This is a genomic window from Mucilaginibacter sediminis (assembly GCF_051903035.1).
In the GTDB taxonomy this organism is placed as follows: Bacteria; Bacteroidota; Bacteroidia; order Sphingobacteriales; family Sphingobacteriaceae; genus Mucilaginibacter.
The window spans coordinates 4,593,105-4,616,294 of sequence record NZ_CP170602.1 but is presented as its reverse complement, the minus strand read 5'-3'; the positions used below and the strand labels follow the sequence as shown (position 1 = coordinate 4,616,294).

Annotated in this window: 19 protein-coding genes and 1 pseudogene; 8 read left to right on the top strand and 12 right to left on the bottom strand. The window is 43.8% G+C overall.

Annotated features, from left to right (window positions below; translation table 11 throughout):
- Nucleotides 1-22: 22 nt before the first annotated feature.
- From ACFGVS_RS18835 to ACFGVS_RS18825, 3 genes are all read right to left on the bottom strand, one after another.
- Complete coding sequence (locus ACFGVS_RS18835; protein ID WP_274210666.1) at nucleotides 23-697, bottom strand: TerD family protein; 675 nt, start codon at nucleotides 695-697, stop codon at nucleotides 23-25.
- An 8-nt stretch (nucleotides 698-705) separates the two neighbouring features.
- Nucleotides 706-1,281 (bottom strand): TerD family protein, encoded by a 576-nt coding sequence (locus ACFGVS_RS18830; RefSeq protein WP_090651564.1) that lies wholly within the window; start codon nucleotides 1,279-1,281, stop codon nucleotides 706-708.
- 179 nt (nucleotides 1,282-1,460) lie between these two features.
- On the bottom strand, nucleotides 1,461-1,931 hold the full coding sequence (locus ACFGVS_RS18825) for a hypothetical protein (RefSeq protein WP_274210665.1): 471 nt from the start codon (nucleotides 1,929-1,931) through the stop codon (nucleotides 1,461-1,463).
- A 73-nt stretch (nucleotides 1,932-2,004) separates the two neighbouring features.
- On the opposite strand from ACFGVS_RS18825, the gene ACFGVS_RS18820 reads away from it, so the two are divergent.
- The 4 genes and pseudogenes from ACFGVS_RS18820 to ACFGVS_RS18805 all read left to right on the top strand — a co-directional run bounded on the left by ACFGVS_RS18820 (nucleotide 2,005) and on the right by ACFGVS_RS18805 (nucleotide 6,050).
- A complete protein-coding gene (locus ACFGVS_RS18820) occupies nucleotides 2,005-2,403 on the top strand; it encodes a DUF1801 domain-containing protein (protein ID WP_274210664.1) in 399 nt (132 codons plus the stop codon).
- Nucleotides 2,404-2,634: 231 nt separating this feature from the next.
- A pseudogene (locus ACFGVS_RS18815) lies at nucleotides 2,635-3,281 on the top strand (ThuA domain-containing protein); the annotation flags it as partial.
- A 174-nt stretch (nucleotides 3,282-3,455) separates the two neighbouring features.
- On the top strand, nucleotides 3,456-5,312 hold the full coding sequence (locus tag ACFGVS_RS18810) for a PQQ-dependent sugar dehydrogenase (protein WP_439699252.1): 1,857 nt from the start codon (nucleotides 3,456-3,458) through the stop codon (nucleotides 5,310-5,312).
- Nucleotides 5,313-5,474: 162 nt separating this feature from the next.
- Nucleotides 5,475-6,050 carry a DUF6438 domain-containing protein gene (locus ACFGVS_RS18805; RefSeq protein WP_439695132.1) on the top strand — a complete coding sequence of 192 codons (576 nt, stop codon included), beginning with the start codon at nucleotides 5,475-5,477 and terminating at the stop codon, nucleotides 6,048-6,050.
- A 502-nt stretch (nucleotides 6,051-6,552) separates the two neighbouring features.
- Here the strand turns inward: ACFGVS_RS18805 and recO are convergent.
- Both recO and ACFGVS_RS18795 read right to left on the bottom strand, forming a co-directional pair.
- On the bottom strand, nucleotides 6,553-7,278 hold the full coding sequence (gene recO / locus ACFGVS_RS18800; RefSeq protein ID WP_090651568.1) for a DNA repair protein RecO: 726 nt from the start codon (nucleotides 7,276-7,278) through the stop codon (nucleotides 6,553-6,555).
- On the bottom strand, nucleotides 7,268-7,636 hold the full coding sequence (locus ACFGVS_RS18795) for a diacylglycerol kinase (protein WP_274210661.1): 369 nt from the start codon (nucleotides 7,634-7,636) through the stop codon (nucleotides 7,268-7,270). Before ACFGVS_RS18795 ends, recO begins: the two co-directional genes overlap by 11 nt.
- A 210-nt stretch (nucleotides 7,637-7,846) precedes the next feature.
- Here ACFGVS_RS18795 and ACFGVS_RS18790 point away from each other — a divergent pair, with 210 nt between their 5' ends.
- The 3 genes from ACFGVS_RS18790 to ACFGVS_RS18780 all read left to right on the top strand — a co-directional run bounded on the left by ACFGVS_RS18790 (nucleotide 7,847) and on the right by ACFGVS_RS18780 (nucleotide 11,699).
- Nucleotides 7,847-9,718 (top strand): M61 family metallopeptidase, encoded by a 1,872-nt coding sequence (locus ACFGVS_RS18790; protein WP_439695131.1) that lies wholly within the window; start codon nucleotides 7,847-7,849, stop codon nucleotides 9,716-9,718.
- A gap of 3 nt (nucleotides 9,719-9,721) precedes the next feature.
- Nucleotides 9,722-11,020: a M20/M25/M40 family metallo-hydrolase gene (locus ACFGVS_RS18785; RefSeq protein WP_439695130.1), complete on the top strand. Its 1,299-nt coding sequence runs from the start codon at nucleotides 9,722-9,724 to the stop codon at nucleotides 11,018-11,020.
- Nucleotides 11,021-11,174: 154 nt separating this feature from the next.
- Nucleotides 11,175-11,699, top strand: a complete 525-nt coding sequence (locus ACFGVS_RS18780; RefSeq protein ID WP_439695129.1) for an AAA family ATPase — start codon at nucleotides 11,175-11,177, stop codon at nucleotides 11,697-11,699.
- A 113-nt stretch (nucleotides 11,700-11,812) separates the two neighbouring features.
- Here ACFGVS_RS18780 and ACFGVS_RS18775 read toward each other — a convergent pair whose 3' ends face one another.
- From ACFGVS_RS18775 to ACFGVS_RS18755, 5 genes are all read right to left on the bottom strand, one after another.
- Complete coding sequence (locus tag ACFGVS_RS18775) at nucleotides 11,813-13,741, bottom strand: LTA synthase family protein (protein ID WP_439695128.1); 1,929 nt, start codon at nucleotides 13,739-13,741, stop codon at nucleotides 11,813-11,815.
- A 354-nt stretch (nucleotides 13,742-14,095) separates the two neighbouring features.
- Entirely contained in the window at nucleotides 14,096-14,701 is a 606-nt protein-coding gene (locus ACFGVS_RS18770; RefSeq protein ID WP_274210638.1) for a lipoprotein signal peptidase, read from the bottom strand.
- On the bottom strand, nucleotides 14,702-15,085 hold the full coding sequence (locus ACFGVS_RS18765) for a TraR/DksA family transcriptional regulator (protein ID WP_090651575.1): 384 nt from the start codon (nucleotides 15,083-15,085) through the stop codon (nucleotides 14,702-14,704).
- A complete protein-coding gene (gene ileS, locus ACFGVS_RS18760) occupies nucleotides 15,086-18,490 on the bottom strand; it encodes an isoleucine--tRNA ligase (RefSeq protein WP_439695127.1) in 3,405 nt (1,134 codons plus the stop codon).
- Nucleotides 18,491-18,640: 150 nt separating this feature from the next.
- On the bottom strand, nucleotides 18,641-19,126 hold the full coding sequence (locus ACFGVS_RS18755; protein WP_439695126.1) for a hypothetical protein: 486 nt from the start codon (nucleotides 19,124-19,126) through the stop codon (nucleotides 18,641-18,643).
- A 188-nt stretch (nucleotides 19,127-19,314) separates the two neighbouring features.
- On the opposite strand from ACFGVS_RS18755, the gene ACFGVS_RS18750 reads away from it, so the two are divergent.
- Nucleotides 19,315-19,512, top strand: a complete 198-nt coding sequence (locus ACFGVS_RS18750) for a hypothetical protein (protein ID WP_439695125.1) — start codon at nucleotides 19,315-19,317, stop codon at nucleotides 19,510-19,512.
- 191 nt (nucleotides 19,513-19,703) lie between these two features.
- Here ACFGVS_RS18750 and ACFGVS_RS18745 read toward each other — a convergent pair whose 3' ends face one another.
- Nucleotides 19,704-20,480, bottom strand: a complete 777-nt coding sequence (locus ACFGVS_RS18745; RefSeq protein WP_439695124.1) for an SDR family oxidoreductase — start codon at nucleotides 20,478-20,480, stop codon at nucleotides 19,704-19,706.
- Between the two features lie 241 nt (nucleotides 20,481-20,721).
- Nucleotides 20,722-23,058: an efflux RND transporter permease subunit gene (locus ACFGVS_RS18740; RefSeq protein ID WP_439695123.1), complete on the bottom strand. Its 2,337-nt coding sequence runs from the start codon at nucleotides 23,056-23,058 to the stop codon at nucleotides 20,722-20,724.
- Nucleotides 23,059-23,190 lie beyond the last annotated feature (132 nt).

The following is a 23,190-nucleotide window of genomic DNA, read 5'->3' as shown; positions in this document are numbered from 1 at the left end:
AACTTACAACGTACAACCCAATTTAATACTGTTTAAGTAACTCTAAAAAATTATCCGTTGCATACGGTTCGCCAATGGCTCGGAATTTCCAGGTGCCATCTTTGCGGTATACTTCGGCAAATTTCATCGAGCACATACCGTTATAGGTGGCATCGCCCGATAGGCTGAATTTGGCTATCTCCTTACCGTGATTGTCAACGGCGCGGATAAAGGCGTTCTCGACCATGCCAAAATGCTGGTTTTTCCGCTGGCCCTGGTATATGGCTACGATAAACAAAATTCGGTCGTATTTGGGGTCCAGCGAATCCAGTTTTACGATGATTTGCTCATCATCGCCATCGCCCGCGCCTGTACGGTTATCGCCGGTAAGCCAGATGTGGTTTGACGGATGGCGCATGGAGTTAAAGTACACCACATCGCCCTCGTATAAATTTATTTTATTACCGTTTGGCTTTTGAAAAGTGCGGCCCCTGCTGGCCACATGGCCGTTTTTATCAAGCACAAAAGCGATGGCATCCAGGTCGTATTCCACTTCTTCGCTGCCGCCGCCGAATAGTTTGCCCAAAAAACCGCCGCCGCCATGGCTTTTCCTCACATCCCAGCCTAAGCCGATGGTTACCGACGACAAATCGAAGCTTTCGCCTTTATCATTTTTACGCAGGTCAATTGTTTGACCCTTTACCAGATTAATTGCCATAGCCTTGCTTACTTAATGATTTGCCCTTTAAAATATTTACTTAAAAAGAAGGCCAGATCTTCCTTGTAACCCACGCCCGATGCCTCAAATTTCCAGGCCCCGTTGCGTCGGTATAAACGGCCAAACTCAACAGCTGTTTCGATAGAAAAATCCTCGCCCAGCTCATATTTACAAACTTCGCTGCCGGTTTGCTCGTCGATGATTCGGATATATGAATCGCGCACCTGGCCAAAGTTTTGCCTGCGGGGTTGCGCTTCGTGGATGGTTACCACAAACAATATCTCCTGTATTTTGCCATCAACTTTAGTTAAATCAATGTTGATGGATTCATCATCGCCGCCATCGCTGTTACCGCCCGAAGGATCGTCGCCGGTATGATGAACGGCGCCGTCCGGCGAATCTACGTTGTTATAAAAAACGAAGAACTCGTCTTCCGGTACAAACCTGTTGCCATCTATCATGATAGCAGATACATCCAGGTCGAAATCATAACCTGTGCCTTCATTTGGGTTCCAGCCCAAACCAACTGTCATTTTCGACAGTCCGATATCTATTTTTTGTCCTTTTTGAAGATTAATAGCCATTGTAAAATGTATTTATATATTGACAAGCAGGCTGCGTAATTGTTACGAAAACGGCCGCGAATTTTGCTTAACTAAGGTTTAAAATGCAGAACTAAGGTATATGTTTTTTTGATATACAGTATGAAATAAAAATGAAGGAGGAGCCCCTCCTTAGAGCAAGGTGATATGACGCCTTAATTTCAGATTTGTTTGATTTTTAACAAATAAGCAGAAGCAAAATTATTGCCGCCTATTTTTTTCGGAATTAAATCCACTTCAAATTTGTTGTCAACATCAATCCATCGTGACTCATTTTTTACTTGCTTTAAATTGGGGTAATAAATTTTAAGATCGGCTATTCTTTTTTCTGCAAGATCATTTCCCCAGTAATCCTCATAATATTTAAAACACTTATTTTTTAGCGTTAAACAATAGATGGTTTTCATCAGGCAGCTATTTCCTTCTGGTGGCAATGGGTACGAAAAAATAACTTTTTTGTAGCGTCCATTCGTCTCTATGTTTTTTTCGATGAAACTTCTTCTCAATCTCCCACCTTTTAACCCAACTTCATGCTTTATTTTAGCGTAGTCGGCATTTAAAATTACTTGTGATTTTACGCTGAGGCAGCTAATTATCAAGACAAAGAGAGGTAGAATGCATTTTGAGGACATATATTAAAGTTTTAGGTTTGGATATATACCCGAAATTACAAAAACAGACTAAATAAAATCTCATTAAAAAGCCATGCCCAAATTAAACGCCCAGCTGGTAACAGAATACATTGAAAAACTGGATGCCCCGGTTGCCCAAATTGTGCAAGCCATCAGGCAGATAGTTTTAAACGTCGACCCCGAAATTGGCGAGGAAATTAAATGGAACGCCCCCAGCTTTTTGTACACGGGCGAAATGAAGCCTTTTAACCCGAAAGAATATAAAAGGTATATCATGGTGATGAACCTGCATAAACGCATTCTGCTCGTTTTCCCCAGCGGGGCAAAAGTTAATGACACCAGTGGTTTGTTAACTGGCGATTACACAGACGGCCGCCGCCTGGTATACATTAAGGATATGGATGATTTAAAAAGCAAAGAGCCCGCCATAAGAAAAGTGGTGCTTGATTGGCTGGCGCTGATTGAGAAATAAGCACGGTTGATTTATCAAAAACAAATCTTGTTTTCTGAGCCGCCAGGCGCTTCCTTTTTTAAATTCATCTTAATCTGCAGCTAGTTTTCTATCCCGGCAAACCACCTTTTTACAAGCTTGTAATATTTGCGATACTAAAGTTACGCAATCGATGGAAATGGCTACATTTGGCCGGCTTTAAGTATAAAACGGCAAGCCATAACAACCAATAAAACCTATCAATAATTTCATATGCGATTAAAAATTACTTTACTGCTGGCGCTTGCTATGCTTGTATTTAACTTCAGCAAAATAGTTGTTAAGCCCAAAATCCTGGTATTCACAAAAACATCCGGTTATCATCATGCATCCATTGCGGCAGGTTCTGCAGCTATCATTAAACTGGGTGCCGAAAACGATTTTTCGGTTGATACCACATCTAACGCTGCAAAAATCAGCGAGCCAATCTTAGCCAATATGCCGCAGTTGTTTTCCTGAGCACTACCGGCTATATGCTTAATAATTACCAGCAGGCCGACCTGGAACGCTATATGCAGGCAGGGGGCAATTTTGTAGGCGTGCATGCTGCCGCTGATGCCGAATACGACTGGCAATGGTACGGCCGTTTGGTAGGCGCCTACTTTGACAGCCACCCTGCTATGCAGGAGGCCATATTAAAAGTGATGGATAAAAACCATCCCTCAACCCGCGCTTTGCCCGATGAATGGAAAAGGACAGATGAGTGGTACAACTTTAAAAAGATCAGCAAAAACCTGCATGTGCTTATTAAAATTGATGAAAACAGCTACAAAGGCGGCATCAACGGCGATAACCACCCAATGGCCTGGTACCACAATTTTGAAAACGGGCGCGCTTTTTATACCGAACTTGGCCATACCGATGAATCGTACAGCGACCCTGTATATTTAGGCCACCTGCTGGGCGGTATTAAATATGCCATTGGCGACAATAAAAAACCCGATTACTCCAAATGTACCACCCTGCGCGTACCGGAGGAAAACCGTTTTGTAAGAACATCCCTTATTCAGGGCACTTTTTACGAGCCTACAGAAATGACCATTTTACCCAACCTGGATATTTTAGTAACCCAGCGTCGCGGCCAGATCATGCTGTTTAAAAATGCCACCAAAACCATTAAACAGGTTGGTTTCCTGAACGCTTATTTTAAAACGCTGCACACCAAAGGGGTAAATGCCGAAGAAGGCGTTTTAGGCATCCAGGCCGATCCCGATTTTAAAACCAACCATTACGTTTATATTTACTACAGCCCTGCAGATACTTCGGTAAACCGTTTATCGCGCTTTACACTTACGGGTGATACTATCGATAATAAATCAGAAAAAGTTGTATTGCAGCTGTACTCCCAACGCGAAATTTGCTGCCATACAGGCGGCTCCATAGCGTTTGGGCCAGATCATTTGTTGTTTGTATCTACCGGCGATAATACCACGCCATTTGATGAGGGCAAAAACCTGCCCCATGATACACATTCATTTGCTCCGTTGGATGACCGCCCGGAGCACTTAAATCACGACTCCAGACGCTCTGCCGGGAATACTAACGATTTAAGAGGCAAAATCCTGAGGATAAAAATAAAAAATGATGGTACTTATACCATCCCCGATGGCAACCTGTTTAAACCGGGCACCGCAGGCACCCGCCCGGAGATTTATGTAATGGGCGACAGAAACCCATACCGTATAGCCGTTGATAAAAAGAACGACTACCTGTACTGGGGCGAAGTAGGCCCCGATGCCAATAACGATAGCTTAGCTACCCGCGGCCCCCGTGGTTACGATGAATTTAACCAGGCCAAGGCAGCAGGCTTCTTCGGCTGGCCCTTGTTTATTGGCCCTAATATCCCTTACCATGCCTATAACTATGAAACCGGCGAATCGGGCCCCAATTTTGACCCGCTGCATCCGATAAATGATTCCAGGAACAACACAGGCTTAAGAGAACTGCCGCCTGCGCAGCCTGCATTTATCTGGTACCCTTATGGCGAATCGAAAGATTTTCCGCAAGTTGGCTCTGGCGGGCGTACCACTATGGCCGGCCCCATTTATTATACAGACATGTATCCAAAGGCATCACGTCTGCCCGATTATTATAATAAAAAGGTATTTTTTTATGATTGGATCCGTGGCTGGATAAAAGTACTTACCCTGCAGCCCAACGGCGACCTGGACAAAATGGAGCCATTTATGGCCACTACCAAATTCAACTCACCTATTGATATGGAGACCGGCCCGGATGGTAAAATATATGTGCTGGAATATGGCTCGGGCTGGTTTACCAAAAACAAAGATGCCGGTTTGGCCCGCATTGATTACAACACCGGCAACCGTGCGCCCGAAGTAAAAAGCATTGCTGCAAATAAAGCTTTTGGTAAATTGCCTTTAGCGGTAACTTTTACTGCAACAGCAACCGATCCGGAAAATAACACAATGACCTACACCTGGAACCTGGGCAACGGCATCAAAAAAACAACGGCTTTGCCAAAACTGGTTTACACCTATACCAAAAAAGGTAACTACAATGTATCGGTTGAGGTTAAAGATGATGAAGGCGCAGCCACGCTAAGTAAAACCACCCCGGTATTAGCCGGCCAGGATTCGCCTGATATGAAGCTAAAAATGGCCAACATGAAGGCTAACGCCGCAGGTATGAACTTAATGATGTCGTTAGATTGCAAGGCCTGCCATAAGGTTGCCGAAAAATCTGTAGGCCCGGCATTTGCCGATGTTGCTAAAAAGTATGCAAAAAACCTGGCTTCAACCAATCATCTGGTTAAAAAGATAGCAACCGGTGGACACGGCGTTTGGGGCGATGTGGATATGCCCGCGCACCCCAATCTAAAACCGGCCGAGATTAAACAGATAGTTAACTGGGTATACTCGCTTAAATAACCCGCTCTTATTTCATACCAACAAATCCGGCTTGCAAAATAGGCCGGATTTGTTGGTTTTAGAGCAGTATTATATACTCCAGTTATAGGCCGCATTGAAACTGCCGATATAAACTGCAACTTTAGCATCACCGATATAGTGGGGAATTTTAACTAAGATGTAATGGAATCACGCAAAAGTTTGTTTGTTAATGGTATTGTTCTGGTGCTGTTTTTAGTGGGATTGCTCATGGCCTGCAATAAGCCGTTAGCCCCCAGGAACAACGAGATAACCAAAATAGAAATTGCCACAGGCGAGTGCTTTGGCCCCTGCCAGTTCACTGCTACAAGTATAGATAGTTCGCTCAGCTTTAAATTTTATGGTGGTAAGCTTTTGCCGGGCAAGAAAAGGAAAGTTATTAAAGGTTATTATTCGGGTACAATAAGCAAACAAACCTGGGATACATTGAACATGAAGCTGGAAGCTATTCATTATAAAAAACTTGCCAGCCACTATGACAATAGCGCCGACGATCAAAGTTTGGAGCTGATTATTTATTACCAGGGAAAGGTAAAGCGCATCACGGCCCAGTCTGTTAGTTTGCCAGATAGCGTTAATAAGGTTTTTTATTGGCTGGCCGACAAATACAAAAGCGTCAAGATCACGCCGACCAAAGCCCCCATCAGATTTGATGTAACGTTGCAATACCTCCGTGTGGGGGGTATTAAATTTCTGCCACCAACTAAGCAAATAAAATAATATTTCTGCCATTTTTCACCCCGGCCAATGATAGGTTGAAGGGGAAAGACCACTGAGATCCGCAGTTAAAAGAGAGTCATTTTTGTGATTTTTGATTGAAAAAATGGCAAAATAAGGGCCTTTTTTTCAAAAAACACGCCTTTTTAATCAAAATATGGCGTTTTTTCATAAAAATGAAGCTTTTTTTGCCAAAAATTAGTCTACTAACCCTATAGTGCTTATATTTGTCCTAATTGTTATTATCGATCTAACCAATTAGTTCTTTATGGTAAATAATGAGGTCAGTCAACTTAAAAAAAAAGAGAGAGCCACCTGGCTATCTCTTTTTTTATTTTAGGCCTGTATTTATACTTAAATAAAGCATCCAACCAGCAATAATAATATTCACCAACGCCATATCATAACCCATCTTTTAGGATAGAAAAGAACTTTCAACTCAACTGCATTGGATTATAAAGAAGGCCTTTTTTTGACTTAGAACTTAAGACTTCCGATTCAAGGCTTAAGAAAGAACCTCCTCCAGCACATCGCCCGACCGGATATTGCCAAAACCCTCAATATGCAGGGCATAATACTCCATTAATTTTTGGATCAGGTAACGCCGCTCGTCGTTGGTTAGTTTCAGCTCATCCATGCTGTCAAAACTGCTTTTAAGCAGCAGGCTAAAGTTTTGCGTATGCGGCGGCGAAAGGTACATTACCGTATCCGGCTTATATTTGCTAAACGTGCCGTTCTTCAGGTCGAAGTAATCGGCGTTATCAATCAGCGCCCTGTCGGGATAAAACCCCAGGTACCGTGTAAGCCGGGTTAAAAACAACAGGTGGAAGTTGGCTACGTTGCCTGTCTGATGATCCAGCCACTCTATCGCGCTAAAAACAAAATCAAAAATATTCTCTTCGGCCGATTGCTGTTTGATGGATTTGTATAGTACCTCGTTTAAAAAAATAGCGATGCAGCTTTTAATCACATCATAAGGGATGCTTTGTAATACAGGCGAATTTTTAAGCTCGGCTATACGTTGTACGCTGCCGGTATTTTTATGATAAACAACCAAATCAAGCAGGTGCAGGGGTTGCAACATATTGCGGCCTATTTTTGCCTTTGGCTTTTTGGCCCCGTTTATGATGTATGATTGCAAGCCGAACTTCTCGGTAAAAATTTGCACAATTACACTGCTTTCGCCATAATCGGTGGCTTTAAATACTATACCACGGGTTTTATGCAGCATGCCTTACCAGTAAAATAAGTTTTGGTAAAAATATTACGATGCCTGTTATAAGCGCAAATAAGGCCGCTATTACCACTGCGCCGGCGCAAACATCTTTAACTCTGCCTGCCATTTCATTATAATCCGGCGATACCAGGTCGGTTAACGTTTCAATCCCGGTATTTAAAAGCTCAATTACCAGTACAAGGGCAATGGCCAGCATAATCCATTGCCATTCTGCAAAGGCAATATGGAGCGCAAAACCCAGCATAACTGCAATGAAAGCCAATACCAGGTGTATCCTGAAATTAGGTTGCGTTGCCGCAGCATACCTTAATCCTTTAAAAGCAAAACCAAAACTGCGTATCAGTCTTTTCATAATTCAAAAATACGTGTAATTGGTGTAACTGATATATTAAAGATTGTTTCGCGCAAAGCCAGAAAAGGTTCAGCGTAAAAAGGCTTAACTCCTGGCGGCTTTGCCTCTTTGCTTTAAAATACAATATTGGAGCCCTGCAACATCTGTAATAATATTGATATATTACAATTGGCCGATTAGTTGTAATTTCATCGCTGCTAATCATAATACATGAAAAAAACATTACTACTCGCGCTTGCTTCCCTGTTTTCGGCCGCTGCCATGGCCCAGCAGGATGCACCAAAAGCTATTTATTATTCCATATCGTTCCCTAATGCTGCCCACCACGAGGCCGAGATTACCATCACCATTCCGCAGGCCCCAACCGGCCCTTTGCTGCTTAGGATGAGCCGTTCATCTGCCGGCCGCTATGCCACGCATGAGTTTGGTAAAAATATTTATAATGTTGCCGCTACCGATGTAAACGGCAAGGCCCTTGAATTGAAGCAGGTTGAAGGCGATGTTTACTCGATAGAGGAGCACCCATCAACCGTTAAAGTAAGCTACACCCTTTTTGGCAATTGGACAGACGGCACTTACGCAAGCATCGACCCAAGCCACGCCCACCTGAACATGCCTGCCACTTTTATGTGGGTTGTTGGACAGGATAAAAGGCCGCTTACCTTCCAATTTAACGATTTGGATAAATATGGCTGGCATGTGGCTACTCAGCTAAAACATGAGGATAAAAATGTGTACAGCTCTCCCAGCCTGCAATACATGATGGATTGCCCAACGGAACTGTCTGATTATAAAATTACCAGCTGGGATGTGGTTAATTATGACAATAAAAAAGAAAAGATAAACCTTACCGTTCACTCCGATGATAGCCAGGCCGTGATAGATAATTTCGGCAAAATGGTTGCCCGGATGGTACAGGAAGAAAAAGCCGTATTTGGCGAATTTCCGGCCTACGATTATGGCGAATATACTTTTATCAGCGATATTCATCCCACCACGTCAGGCGATGGAATGGAGCATCGTAATTCAACCTGCATCACCATACCTGCCCCTAAGGTTGAAGGTTTGGAAAAAAGGCTGTTAGGAGTTTATGCGCACGAATACTTCCATAGCTGGAATGTGAAACGCATCCGCCCAAAATCATTGGAGCCTTTCAATTTTGAGCATGCCAACATGAGCAGCGAGCTTTGGTTTGCCGAAGGCTTTACCCAATACTATGGTGAGCTGCTGCTGGTACGCTCAGGCTTTATTGATCTTGATGATTATACCGGCACCGTAGCAGGACTGGTAAACCAGGTATTAAACACCCCTGCCGCTGCTAAATATCCCGCAACCCAAATGAGCCGTTATTCGGTATACGCAGATGCGGGTGTTTCTATCGACCCGAACAACAACGCCAACGATTTTACCAGTTACTACACCTATGGCGGCGCCATTGCCCTCGCGCTTGACTTACGCTTGCGCAGCGATTTCAATATTACGCTTGACGATTATATGCGCCAGGTTTGGCTAAGCCGCGGCAAGGTAATGAAACCTTATATCATTCCTGATTTGCAAACCGACCTGGGCAAAATAACCAACCCCAAATTTGCTGCCGATTTTTTTAGGAAATACATTACCGGCATTGATAAAAACAATTACGAAGAGTTATTGGCCAAAGCTGGTTTGGCTTTACGCAAAATTAACCCCGAAAAAGGCTGGGCAGGTTCATTGGCAACCACCGCAGGCCGTGGCAGGGCAGGCCAGCCTCGTGCGGGTAATGCCGAAGGTTTGCCTATACTATCGAGCACCATTATCGGCTCGCCGGTTTATAAGGCAGGGCTGGATGCTGGTGATGTGATATTAAAGGTAAACGGCGCTGATATTAAAGACCAGAAAGGTTTTGACGACCAGCTTACAGATAAAAAGCCGGGCGATAAGCTTACCATAAATTATAAAAACCGCACCGGCAGCCACGAAACAACCATAGTATTAGAGGCAAATCCTAATTTTGAAGTAGTTACCTTTGAAAAAGCAGGCAAGCCATTATCAAAAGAACAGGAAACATTCCGCAACAATTGGTTGCAATCAAAAGTTAAATAATCAATGAAAAAGATTTTTATAGTAACCGTAGCATTATCAGCAATTACCGCGTTGGGCTTTGCCCAAAATGTAAATAAGCTGATTAAAGAAAAAAATGTAGGCCGCATTATTAAAACCCTATCGTCAGATGATATGCAGGGCCGCGCGACATTTACCCCAGGCATCGAAAAAGCCGCCAAATTTATTGAAGGCGAGTTTAAAAGCATTGGCTTAACGCCGCTGGCAGGTAACACCGGTTTCAGGCAGGATTTTAAAATGATCCGTTCTACCCCCGTTAAATTAACGCTGAGCATTAACGGCAAAAGTATTGCGGCTGACAGCGCTTTTGCAACCGGAAGCGAATCATTTAGCTGGGCCACCAATGCCGATGTACAGGTGGTACAGGTAACCGACGATAAAAATTTCAGGCAGGAGTACGGCGCCATTACACGTAGCGGCAAAAAATCGCTGGTGCTGGTAGACCCTAAATTTAAAGATTTGTTTACACGCGTACGCGGGTTTGCCGGCAGGGGCAGTGTAATATTTAAAGGTAAAACAACGCCGCCTGTTGTATTTGTGCTGGGGAGTTTTGATAAAGTAACCGCATTTGATGTGCGCTACGAAATCAAAAGCGAAGAACTTCCTTTGTTTAATGTTGCCGGCATGATACCCGGTAAAACCAAACCGGATGAGTTTGTAGTATTCTCGGGCCATTATGACCACCTGGGTATCCTTAAACCGATGGAAGGCGACAGCATTGCCAACGGCGCGGATGACGATGCATCGGGCACAACGGCGGTAATATCGTTGGCTAAATATTATAAAAAGCTAAAAAACAACGCCCGCACCCTCATTTTTGTAGCTTTTTGTGCCGAAGAAATTGGCGGTTACGGATCGCAATACTTCTCAGGCCAGGTAAACCCCGATAAAACGGTTGCCATGTTTAATATCGAAATGATTGGCAAGGCATCAAAATTTGGCCAAAACTCGGCATTTATAACCGGTTATGAGCGTTCGGATTTCGGCAAGATCCTGCAAAAAAACCTGGATGGCACGGCTTTTAAATTTTACCCCGACCCATACCCCGAGCAGGATTTGTTTTACCGCAGCGATAATGCAACACTGGCCAGGCTTGGCGTACCGGCGCACACCATATCAACCGATCAGATAGATATTGACAAACTATACCATACCGTTAAAGACGAGTTTAGCTCCTTAGATGTAAGTAATATTACATCAACCATCAGGGCTATCGCGCTAAGCTCGCGCAGTATTGTTGCCGGTACAGATACACCAACAAGGATAGCAAAGCTGGAGCGATAGCCGGTGTGCAGATGGAGTAAATGTGCAGATTTCAGATTTCAAATGTGCAGATGAAATCAAAAACAATTAGCTATTAACAAATGTGCAAGACGAAGTCAATACATCATCTGCACATCTGAAATTTGCATATCTGCACATTTGAAATTTTAAACTCATGCCCCACATCCCTAAAATAGCAGTAGTAGGTCCCGAATCGACAGGAAAATCAACCATGTCTGATTACCTGGCGGCGCATTATCAAACCATTGCCGTGCCTGAGTACGCGCGTGGTTATTGCGAAAAACTGACAGAGCCTTGCACCTGGCAGGACGAGATCAATATGTTTTACGGCCAGCTGGCTTTGGAAGAACAGTTGCTGCCCACGGCCAATAAAATACTGATCTGCGATACCACTTTTATCACCGTAAAAATATGGAGCGAAGAAATGTTTGGCCGCTCGCCACAGGAAGTATTGGACGAATTGCCGCGGCACCCTTACGATTTATACCTCCTGCTCAACATAGATCTGCCCTGGCAGGATGATCCGTTACGCAATTTCCCTACCAAACGGGAGTATTTCATGGATGTTTGGCATAAAGAACTTCGTGCCCTTAATGCTGATTATGTGGTGATATCAGGCATCGGCACAGATAGGTATGAAAGCGCCGTAAAAGCAATAGACAAGTTTATGGCGAAATGAGCCAGGTGTGCAGGTTAACTACGTTGAGGGCGTCGCCGTTTCAGATGTACAAATTCAATCTGCACATCTGGAATTTGAAATCTGCACATTCTTAATGTGATCGCCGTTCCGCCTCAATTCAGCTTCTTATTTACAATCCTGTCGGCATAATCCTGGATGAAGGCCTTGCAATCGGCTATGCCGGTATTCATTTCGGGATTCGGGTTGTTAGTCATCAGGTTTTTTTTCAGGCCTTTGTCGGCAACGGCGTATATCCCGGTAATATTTTTCCCGTCGAACAAATAGGTGTAATTGCCCTGCATCAGCTGATAAATATTGCCGGTGGAGTTGATTACCCTTGGTAATTCGGCAGGTGCAGGGTTAATCAAACTTCGACCCCACGACCTGAAGGGTTTGTTGTAGCCTATTAAATCTGCAACCGATGGGTATATGTCCATTTGCGAGGCCAGATCGGTGCGCACGCCATTTAGTCCATAGGCATTATTGGCGCTATAAAACAATATCGGCACAGCAAAACGGTTAACGCCCTCACTGTATTCGGGATAGTACGTTTGGCTGGTGTGGTCGGCAGTTATTACAAAAATCGTGTTGCTGTACCATGGCTGGGTTTTGGCATAGTTAAAAAATATCCGCAGCGCGTTATCAGTATATTGAACGCATTTATCAATTGCGAGGGGGCCACCCTTAAACCTGGCCTTATATTTTTCGGGCAGTTGATATGGGTCATGCGATGACAGGCTGAACAAAGTGGCCATAAAGGGCTGTTTTTGGGTACTGAGTGTTTTGCCCATAAACTGAAAAAAGTGCTCATCCCAAATGCCCCAGATGCCGTCGAAATCCCTGTCGTTATTATATTCTGTTCTGCCGTAATAATTTTTAAACCCTAAAATGCTGCCAAAGCCCTGGAAGCCCATCGAACCATCTGCCGCGCCATGAAAAAACGAAGTTTGGTATCCCATGCTGTTACATACTGACACGATAGATTCGATTTTTTGCTTGGCAAAAGGCGACGAAGTAAAAGCTGTTTGAAACGAAGGAATGCCCGCCAAAACCGACGACATAGCATGGATAGACTGGCGGCCATTGGCGTAGGCGTTGGTAAATATCAGGCTGTTGCCAGACAGCGAATCTAAAAACGGTGTATACGATACGAAGCCTGGTATATTGGCGCCCCTGTTCATACTACCCCAATACTCTTTGGCCATGCTCTCTAAAATAATGATCACCACGTTGGGTTTTGCAGCTGGCTTACTGTTGTACTGTTTTATTGGTTTAATATTGGCGTTAATATAATCTGTAGTTGTCCAATGCTGAAGCTTAAAATTGTTGCTGCTGATTGTGCGGATAATGGCGAAGGGGGTATTTAAAACCACATCGCCCTGGTTGGGCACAGTAACGTGTTTATAGGCATCAACCATGTTGATAGGCCTGGTACTGTGTGCAAAATCGCCCCGGATACCGCCGATAACCAGCGCCACAGCAACAAGGAGCAAAACTACCGATGTTATAAAGTAGGGCTGCAAATGCTTTACAGGCCGCGGTTTAACTTTTACGTGGGAGTACATCCAAACCCAGCAAATACAACACAATATGTATATCACCAGGATATACCAATAGGCCCAGGTGAAATGCTCGAACAGTGCTTTTTTATTGGTTTCATCGGCCAATACATCAAGTGCCGCTTTGGTTGAACGTACCTGGCTGAAGCGGTAGTAAATGATATCGACAAAATTGGTGGCATAGGCCAAAAAATTGGTCGCAAAATATAAAATGGTAATGCCTTTTTGATAGCCCGGCCGGGTGTTTACGGTTAAAGGCAGTATGCTTAATAAAATAAATAAGCTGTTAACGTACAGTAGGGCAGTGGTATCAAAAGCCATCCCGTAATAGCAAAGTTTTAACAGCGTGGAAAGATTATCAACGGCCAGCAGATGCGTGTTATAGGCAAAAAATAAAACCCGGGCTATAAAGTAGAACAGGTAGCCTAAAAACAGGCGATATATAAGAACCTTATATTCGGATAACCTAAATTTATCTTCCATGAAAGTATTGTTTTGGCTACCCCCAAATTGTGTAAGGCGAAAGGTGGTTATTCCCGGTTAAGGAATAATTGTGAATTTATCGTCGTTTAAATGCAGGGGCGCTTGTAAAAGCAACGAATGTAATAAATAAGCAAAAACCTTGCTTTGATTTTTTGTCATAATTTAAAATAACTTGTGAGTTTAGTTAGTGTTATAAAATTATGAATATTTCCGGTAGCCTGTACCCTTACTGGCAGCTATTCCGAGAGAACGGCAGGCATCTGGGAAGGCGTTTGTGTCCTCTCAAATGCCAAAAGTGCTGAAAACAAAAAAGCCGCATTAAGCGGCTTTTTTGCATATTTTATTAGTTGTTCATTATTCCTCAACCATTTCGCTGTTGGGGCTTGCTACCTCAGGTACTTCGTGTTTGAAGTAGCGCTTTTGGTATAGCAGGATCATGATAACGCCCACGCATATTGCCGAATCGGCCAGGTTAAATACCGGCCTGAAAAACTCGAACGATTCACCTCCCCACAGCGGGAACCAGGTTGGATAAGTACCCTTTAACAAGGGGAAGTAAAACATATCTACAACGCGGCCATGAAACAGTTTGCCATGCTGAAACAGGATGCCGTAAAAGGTAGAGTCGATAATGTTACCTACGGCGCCGGCTAAAATAAGCGCCACGTTCATGATCAGCCCGCGATGGTATTTGTGTTTAATGAGGTAAACCAAACTGTATACAATCCCTACAACCGCCGCTATGCGGAACAGGGTTAACGCCAGCTTACCGGCATCGCCACCCCACTCCATGCCAAATGCCATGCCGTTATTTTCGGTGTAGTGCAGCATGCCGTGGCTGCCCAGGAAACGAATTTCTTCGCCCATGTACATATACCTGCGTACCCAGGTTTTAATAGCCTGATCGGCAAGGATAATGATGAAAGCGGTAAAAAAAGGTTTGGTGTAAGCAGCCTTCATTTATTGCCTCATTTTTGCTTCCATCGTCATGGTGGTGTGTGGCACCGCGCGCAAACGCTCCTTAGGGATCAGTTTACCAGTTTCGCGGCAAATACCGTAGGTTTTGTTTTCAATGCGCACCAATGCAGCTTCCAGCTGATCGATGAATTTTTTCTGACGGGCTGCCAACTGGTTAATTTGTTCTTTTTCCAGTGTGGCCGAGCCATCTTCCAATGTTTTATAGGTGCCTGCGGTATCATCGGTGCCGTTCGCGTTTGGCGAGCTTAATGATGTTGCAAGCGAGTTTAATTCTTCTTTAGCAATACGCAGTTTATCCAGGATTAGCGCTTTAAATTCCTGCAGGTCTGACTCAGAATATCTGGTTTTTTCGTTTTCTACTTTCATTTATATTTTACTAATTACAATCAAAATTTCATGTCCGTCAATGGCTATTAAATCGCCTTCATTCAACTGGGTATCAAGTGTTATACCCACGGCCAAAACTTCGGCGCAAATATAGGTTAAATTATTTTTTACCGCTTCGCTGATGTAAGGGTGGTCAAAAAGCTTAATATCTATTTTATCCGTTACTTCAAGGCCTTTTTCCTTGCGAAGTCGTTGTATCTGGCTTACTAATTCGCGCGCTATACCCTCCTGTTTTAACTCGTTGGTTATAGTAACATCCAAAGCAACGGTTAGTTTGCCCTGGTTTGCAACCTGCCAGCCGGGTACGTCTTCGGCGATAATCTCTACGTCAGTGGTGAGTAGTGAGTAGTGAGTAGTGAGTGCGTTGGCGCCAGTCACTTCTAAATCAATACTCCCGTTCGCTTCCAGCTCGGCTATCTGCTCATTTGTAAAGTTATTTATCGCCTCGGCTACTGCTTTCATGTCCTTGCCTACCTTTTGCCCAAGGGCTTTAAAGTTTGGCTTTATCTTCTTTTTGATGAAGCCTGCAGTGTCGGTAATATACTCAATATCCTTAATGTTGGTTTCAGATAATATCAATTCCTTAACCAGCTCCACGTGTGCTTTAAAGTCCTTATCTAATATAGGTAAAAGGATTTTACTTAGCGGCTGCCTTACATTAATTCCTATTTTTTTACGTAATGATAACACCAAAGATGAAACGTCCTGGGCCAGTTTCATACGCTCTTCCAGGTCGGTATCAACCAGGTTGGCGTTATACTCAGGGAAGTAAGCCAGGTGAACAGATTCATAAGCTTCTTTGCCTGTAACGCTGTTTAAATCGCTGTATAACCTATCGGCAAAGAAAGGTGCTATAGGCGACATCAGCTTGCTGATGGTGATTAAACAGGTATATAACGTTTGATATGCCGATAACTTATCATCCGAATTATCCGACCTCCAGAAACGGCGGCGGCTTAAGCGGATAAACCAGTTACTGAAATGCGCATCCACAAATTCCTGTATGGCACGGGCTGCTTTGGTTGGCTCAAAGTCGGCATAAAAACCGTCAACCTCCTGGGTTAAGGTATTTAGTAGGGATATAATCCAACGGTCAATCTCCGGGCGTTTGCTGATCTCAATTTCGGCCTCGCTGTAAGTGAACTTATCGATGTTGGCGTACAGCACAAAGAATGAGTAGGTATTATAAAGCGTACCGAAAAACTTGCGGCGGACTTCGTCGATTCCTTCTACATTAAATTTCAGGTTATCCCATGGCGATGCATTGCTAATCATGTACCAGCGCGGCGCATCGGCGCCAAACTGTTCGATAGTCTCAAACGGATCGACACCGTTGCCTAAACGTTTAGACATTTTGTTGCCGTTTTTATCCAGCACCAAACCGTTCGAGATCACGTTTTTAAAGGCAACGCCACCATTGCCTACTTTTTCGTTAACGGCTTTTACCTCATCGCTGCACTCGCTCAGCATTACGGCTATAGCATGCAGGGTGAAGAACCAGCCACGGGTTTGGTCAACGCCTTCGGCAATAAAATCGGCAGGATAGGCCTTCGCAAATTCTTCCTGGTTTTCAAACGGGAAATGCCATTGCGCGTAAGGCATGGCGCCGCTATCAAACCAAACGTCAATCAGGTCGGGCTCGCGGAACATTTTGTTACCGGTTGATGAGGTTAATATCACATCATCTACATAAGGCCTGTGCATATCTTCCAGCGTGAAGCCGGCAGGCATAAAACCGGCTGCTATTGATTTTTCAATCTCGGCTTTAAGTTCGGCAATCGATCCAATGCATTTTTCTTCGCCGCCATTTTCCTCGCGCCAGATAGGCAGCGGGGTTCCCCAGTAACGGGAGCGCGACAGGTTCCAGTCAACCAGGTTTTCAAGCCAGTTACCAAAACGGCCGGTACCGGTCGATTCGGGTTTCCAGTTGATGGTTTTGTTGAGCGCTACCATTTTATCTTTAACGGCAGTAGTTTTGATGAACCAGCTATCCAGCGGATAGTATAAAATAGGTTCGTCAGAACGCCAGGAGTGCGGGTAACTGTGCTCGTATTTTTTTACGTCGAAGGCTTTGTTCTCAGTTTTTAGTTTAATCGAGATCTGCACGTCGGTGGCCCTGAAACCTTCCACGGCACGCTCTTCGGCGGTATAATATTCTTCTTTAACGTATTGGCCTGCAAAATCGGTAACCTCGTCAACAAAACGGCCCTGCTTGTCTACCAAAGGAACCTCCTTGCCATTCTCGTCTTTCACCATTACCGATGGTACGTTGTTTTCTTTACAGGCCCGGAAGTCATCCGCGCCAAAAACTGATGCGGTGTGTACTATGCCTGTACCGTCTTCTGTCGTAACAAAATCGGCAGGGATAACACGGAAAGCGTTTTTCTCCAGGTCGTCATTGGTTACATAAGGCATCAGCTGCTCGTAGTGGATGCCTAATAACTGGCTTCCTTTAAATTCGGCTGCTAACGTCCATGGGATGATCTTGTCGCCGCCTTTGTAATCATCAAAGGAAGCATTCTCCCCTTCGGCCTTAAAGTATTTTTTTACCAGGTCCTTTGCTAAAACAACGCAAATTGGTTCAAAAGTATAGGGATTGAACGTGTTTATTTTAACGTAGGTGATATTCTCGCCAACGGCAAGGGCACAGTTTGAAGGCAGTGTCCAGGGGGTGGTTGTCCAGGCCAGTATAAACACATCGGTATTTACGCCCTCAAACAAAAAGGCCGAATCCTGGTCGCGTTTTACTTTAAACTGAGCAACAATGGTGGTATCTTTCACCATTTTGTAAGTGCCCGGCTGGTTAAGTTCATGCGAGCTTAAACCGGTACCCGATTTTGGTGAATAAGGCTGTACGGTGTACCCTTTATATAAATAACCCGCTTTATAAAATTCCTTCAGTATCCACCAAAGGCTTTCAATATATTCGTTTTTGTAGGTGATGTACGGATCTTCCAGGTCGACCCAGTAACCCATTTTTTCGGTCAGATCGTTCCACACATCGGTATAGCGCATTACCTCCTTACGGCAGGCATCGTTGTACTCTTTAACGGTGATTTTTTTGCCGATATCGTCTTTGGTTATTCCCAAAGCTTTTTCAACAGCCAACTCAATGGGCAGGCCATGAGTATCCCAGCCGCCTTTACGCTTAACCTGGTAACCTTTTAAAGTTTTATAGCGGCAAAAAATATCCTTGATAGAACGCGCCATTACGTGGTGAATACCGGGCATACCATTAGCGCTCGGCGGCCCTTCGTAAAAAGTGTATGGGTTATCTTCCGGGCGATTGCTGATACTTTTTTCGAAAATGTTATTCTTTTTCCAAAATTTAAGTACTTCCTTGCCTGTTTGCGATAAGTTTAACTGCTTATATTCCTTGTACATGTATATATTCTACCGTTTATCACCTCTTTTTTAAGAGGTTGCAAAAATACGGAAATTTATATTTAAAAAAGCAGAACCATCTGAATTTGAGGAATAGAAAAATCGCATTATCCTTAGCCACCAGGGTGTCAGATACTCAAATAAACGCGTTTATTGTTCGTACAAAGAGCCTTTCAGTTTAAATACAAAGCTTGGTTGTGGAAAGGAAACACTAATCTCAGGTATCGATAACGCAATCTTGTTGTTTGCTTTTAAAGTCACGGTTAAAACCGGTGGCTTCGGGTCATTATAAAGATAAGGTGAAAAAGGATTCCCAGCACTGTCGGTGCCTTCTAGTAAACATTTGTTATCGTCAATTTCATCACTATATTCAACAATCTGGTAATTATCAGATTTCGTTGGGAGCGATTTAAAAACCGCATACAATTTCGCTTTACTACCTTGTTCACTTGCATAAAACACTATCGCTTTCTTTCCCAAAAAGGCATCTATACGAGATGTAGATGTTACTACATTGGTTATGTTATCAAATGTCCAGGTATTATTAACCGGGGGCGACGCGGGGCTGTTGTCTTTTTTGCATCCTAAAAAAAATGAAAATATAAAGAGGATCGCTGCGGCTTTATTTTTTATCATAAGGTTTAGTAATTATACCGCTAATATCGCATTTAAAAATCATATAAAAGAATAATGAGGATTGGTATACCCACGGCAGGAAACGTCGATGTCGAGGTAGAAGGTCGTAGCGCTCGCAATTGTATTTTGTTGTTTTTTAGTTAATTATAATAACTGAAAATTGCTGAGGTTTTTTTTAATTTAGACGGGTGAAAAATAATAAAGTAAAGCGCACGATATTAATGTTGTTAGTAGCCGTGATCCTGTTTTCGGCAACAATGGTAATCCCGGCTTTACAAGGCTCCAATTGGAAAGTTTACATGCAGGGTGCCGCCACCGGTTTAATTATGGCCGCGATAGTGAGTATCATTACTTTGATTATTGATAATTTGAAGGAGAGTAAATAGAGGTTCTGAACTTGGATTAAGCAGATTTATCGGATTTTTTGATTGTGATTTGCAGATCCTTGATTGGAATATGAATTGTTTCTCCTGCCCGCCCCGGACAGTCAACAAAATCCTTTATAATCTGATAAATCCGCTTAATCCGAGTTCAGACAAAAAAAATCCTGTCAATCCTGCAAAATCTCTAAATCCTGTTAAAAGATAGCCCTATTCGCCCCGCCATCAACCTGTATTGTAGTCCCGCTAATGTAAGCTGCTTGTTCTGATGCTAAAAATGCAACCAGGGCTGCCAGCTCTTCGGGTTTTCCAATGCGGCCAAGGGGGATGGTTTTTGCTTTGTCTTTTATAGCTTGTTCCGGGTCGACATCTTTAGGGAAAGTGTGCTTAATACGATCGGTAAGGATTAAGCCGGGAGCCACATTGTTTACGGTGATATTGTAAGGGCCAAATTCGTCGGCCATTAATTTGGCCATACCCACAACGCCCATGCGCATGGTAGTAGATAGTACAGAATTGCCCAGCACCGCCTTTACCGATCCGCTGATGATGTTGATGATTCGGCCGCTACCGGTTTTTTGCATATGGGGCAATACCAGTTTGCTAAAACGGGCAACGCTAAGCAGGTTAAGCTCAAATGCTTTTTGCCATTGCTCATCGTCAAAGTTCTCAAACTTATCAAAGGGTGGCCCGCCGGCGTTGTTCAGCAAAATGTCTATCCGGCCAAATGTGGCTGCTGCTTTGGCAACAAAGGCATCAATTTCATCAGCGCTGGAAACATCAACAGGAATAACCACAACCTCGTTACCGGTTAGCTTCCTGATTTCCCCGGCAGTTTTATTTAACTCTGCCTCATCGCGCGAGCCGATAATTACCTTGGCACCCTCGGCAGATAGCGCTGTGGCTATTGCCTTGCCTAACCCTTTGCTGGCTGCCAGCACCAGGGCTACTTTGTTGTTGAGTTTAAGATCCATGTTAAACGTTCTTCGTTTAGTTAAATTCTAAAAGGAAAATGTCATTTCGAATGAGCCAGGGAGGCCAAAGTGGAGTGGTGCGAAGAGAAATCTTATACGCCTTGCATCCCATGAGGCAAAGTTCGAATGCGGGGGGTATAAGATTTCTCCTCACCGCTGCGCCCAAGCCCTGCCCCGGTTCGTTCGTTCGACATGTCATTATTAAAGCGAACCTCCTCCTTTGGAGAAGGCAGGGTGAGGCCTACTCCTCTATATCCGGCCCCTTTATTTTTTTCCTGTCCACCCCTTTTTCAAGCGTTAATAAAAATGCCGGCAACAGGGTAAGGTTGCTGATCATCGCTACTAACAATGTAATTGATAGCAGGATGCCCAGGGCCTGTGTACCGCCAAATTTTGATACCACAAAAACACCAAAGCCAAAAAACAGTACTGTTGCTATAAATATCATGCTCACCCCGGTTTCGCGGATGGTATCGGATACAATTACCGATATGCTTTTGCGGGTGTTGCGCAGTTCGTGGCGGTAACGGGTGATGAAATAAATGGTCTGGTCGGATGAAATACCCATGGCTATACTGAAGATGAGGATAGTTGAGGGTTTAAGCGGAATGCCAAAAAACCCCATAATGCCGGCTGTAATAATAAGCGGTACCAGGTTGGGTACCAGGGATACAGCTATCATTTTAACACCTCGAAACAATATCCACATTACAATGGCAATCAGGAAAATAGCCCAGGCCAAACTTTCATACAGGTTAATAAGCAGGTAATTGGTGCCTTTAATAAATATGATGCTGCTGCCGGTAAGCTCTACATGAAACTTTTTAGGGTTAAAGATAGAGTCGATGCGCGGTTGCAATTCGGCCAGCACCACATTCATTTTTTTTGACCCTGCATCAACCATCTCAAACGTTACGCGGGTAACCTGTTTGGTGCTATCTACATAACTGTTTAACGCGCTGGTGCCTTTCCCCGTAGAGTTGCCTGCATAGTTCAGGATAAAATTTTGCTCCAGTCCATCGGGCAGCCGGTAATATTCGGGCGCCCCGCCGTAAAAAGCCTGGGTACTGAATTTTAAAACCTGGATAAGCGATATCGACCGACTAAACTGCGGGTACGACGAAATTAGTTTTTCAAGCTTCTCTACCTTGCGGATTACGCCCAGGTTTACCACGCCGTTTTTACGTTTGGTATCAATGCTTACCTCTAAGGGCAATACGCCGTTAAAGTTGGCCTCAAAAAATTTAAGGTCTTCCAGCGTGTTGTTATGCTGGGGCAGGTCGTCAACCACAAAGCCGTTAATGTTTATTTGATAAATACCTACGCACGATATGGCAATTAATACCAACGTGCCTATATAAATAGTTTTGCGTTTGTTATGCACCAGCTTATCTAAACCGCTAAGTACTTTGGCCATCAGTTTGCTATCCTTAATGCCGGCCTTTTGTGGTTTAGGCGATGGCAGGTAGCTGAAAATAATGGGTACTAAAATTAAGCTTAAAGCAAAAGTAGCTATAATGCTGATAGAGGCTACCAGGCCAAACTGGGTAAGCAGTTCGCTGTTGGTAAAGCATAATACGCCGAAACCTATGGCGGTTGTAATATTGGCAATAAAGGTGGTTATGCCGGCTTTTTCAATAGCCAGGTGCAACGCTTTCATTTTATCGCCGCACAACTCATATTCGTGGTAGTATTTGTTAAGGATGAAGATGGTATTGGGAATGCCGATAACCACAATAAGCGGCGGAATGATGCCGGTAAGGATAGTCATTTCGTAATGCATCAGTACCAGTGTGCCCAGGCTCCAAATCACCCCGAGCACAACAATGATGATGGGGAACACCACCGGGAAAAACGAGCGGAAAAACGCCAGCAGTATGATAGCGGTAATTAACACCGACAGACTCAGGAACATCGAAAACTCATGCGCCACCAAATCGCCAACCACGGTGCGGATAAGCGGCAGACCCGAGTAGTGCACTTTAATGCCGTGCTTTTGTTCAAATGCTGCACCCAGCTTTTTTATTTTGTTGATGATAGGTACACGGTACGGGGTGTTGATGATTTTATCATCAAAAGTGATAGCCATCAGGGTTGATTTGCCATCGTTGCTCAATACCACCCCTTTATAAAATGGCAGGCTGGCCAGCTTTTGTTTTATACTATCAACCGCCTGTGCTGTTGGCAACATGCCGGTAACCAATGGTTTGATGATAAAACGATGTTGGGCGGTATCCTTTTGCAGGTTATAAACATTGGCTACCGAAATAACTGCTTTAACGCCTTTTACCTGCCTCAAATCGTTGCCGATCTGGAACCAATCGTTAAATACATCCTTGTCAAAAATTTTATCCGATTTGATGCCGATAACCATGGACGATGCATCCTGGCCAAACATTTTTTTAAACTGGTTATACCGGATATAGGCCGAATCGGTAACGGGCAACACCTTGCCGCCATTAAAAGTTATTTTTACTTTGGATGCCTCATAGCTCATAAAAACACTTAACGCCACAACGCTTATCAACACAAGAAGCCTGTTTTTAAGAATAAATGATGCTGTTTTTTTCCAGAACATGAACAGTAAATTATGACCGCCGCTAAACTACGAATTTAGATTTAACCCCCCGTTGAAGATATTGACTTTATGACAATAGGGAGGTATCCAAAATTTAAAATGCAAGAAATAATGTTACCGCCTGTTAAAGCT

Bases quoted from the DNA above. Each gene is read 5' to 3' on its own strand.
- ACFGVS_RS18770 (WP_274210638.1), bottom strand. From the start codon at position 14,701: ATGAAGGCTGCTTACACCAAACCTTTTTTTACCGCTTTCATCATTATC.
- ACFGVS_RS18745 (WP_439695124.1), bottom strand. From the start codon at position 20,480: ATGGATCTTAAACTCAACAACAAAGTAGCCCTGGTGCTGGCAGCCAGC.
- ACFGVS_RS18810 (WP_439699252.1), top strand. From the start codon at position 3,456: ATGACCATTTTACCCAACCTGGATATTTTAGTAACCCAGCGTCGCGGC.
- ACFGVS_RS18780 (WP_439695129.1), top strand. From the start codon at position 11,175: ATGCCCCACATCCCTAAAATAGCAGTAGTAGGTCCCGAATCGACAGGA.
- ACFGVS_RS18835 (WP_274210666.1), bottom strand. From the start codon at position 697: ATGGCAATTAATCTGGTAAAGGGTCAAACAATTGACCTGCGTAAAAAT.
- ACFGVS_RS18785 (WP_439695130.1), top strand. From the start codon at position 9,722: ATGAAAAAGATTTTTATAGTAACCGTAGCATTATCAGCAATTACCGCG.
- recO (WP_090651568.1), bottom strand. From the start codon at position 7,278: ATGCTGCATAAAACCCGTGGTATAGTATTTAAAGCCACCGATTATGGC.
- ACFGVS_RS18830 (WP_090651564.1), bottom strand. From the start codon at position 1,281: ATGGCTATTAATCTTCAAAAAGGACAAAAAATAGATATCGGACTGTCG.
- ACFGVS_RS18820 (WP_274210664.1), top strand. From the start codon at position 2,005: ATGCCCAAATTAAACGCCCAGCTGGTAACAGAATACATTGAAAAACTG.
- ACFGVS_RS18805 (WP_439695132.1), top strand. From the start codon at position 5,475: ATGGAATCACGCAAAAGTTTGTTTGTTAATGGTATTGTTCTGGTGCTG.
- ACFGVS_RS18755 (WP_439695126.1), bottom strand. From the start codon at position 19,126: ATGATAAAAAATAAAGCCGCAGCGATCCTCTTTATATTTTCATTTTTT.
- ACFGVS_RS18765 (WP_090651575.1), bottom strand. From the start codon at position 15,085: ATGAAAGTAGAAAACGAAAAAACCAGATATTCTGAGTCAGACCTGCAG.
- ileS (WP_439695127.1), bottom strand. From the start codon at position 18,490: ATGTACAAGGAATATAAGCAGTTAAACTTATCGCAAACAGGCAAGGAA.
- ACFGVS_RS18740 (WP_439695123.1), bottom strand. From the start codon at position 23,058: ATGTTCTGGAAAAAAACAGCATCATTTATTCTTAAAAACAGGCTTCTT.
- ACFGVS_RS18775 (WP_439695128.1), bottom strand. From the start codon at position 13,741: ATGGAAGATAAATTTAGGTTATCCGAATATAAGGTTCTTATATATCGC.
- ACFGVS_RS18795 (WP_274210661.1), bottom strand. From the start codon at position 7,636: ATGAAAAGACTGATACGCAGTTTTGGTTTTGCTTTTAAAGGATTAAGG.
- ACFGVS_RS18790 (WP_439695131.1), top strand. From the start codon at position 7,847: ATGAAAAAAACATTACTACTCGCGCTTGCTTCCCTGTTTTCGGCCGCT.
- ACFGVS_RS18825 (WP_274210665.1), bottom strand. From the start codon at position 1,931: ATGTCCTCAAAATGCATTCTACCTCTCTTTGTCTTGATAATTAGCTGC.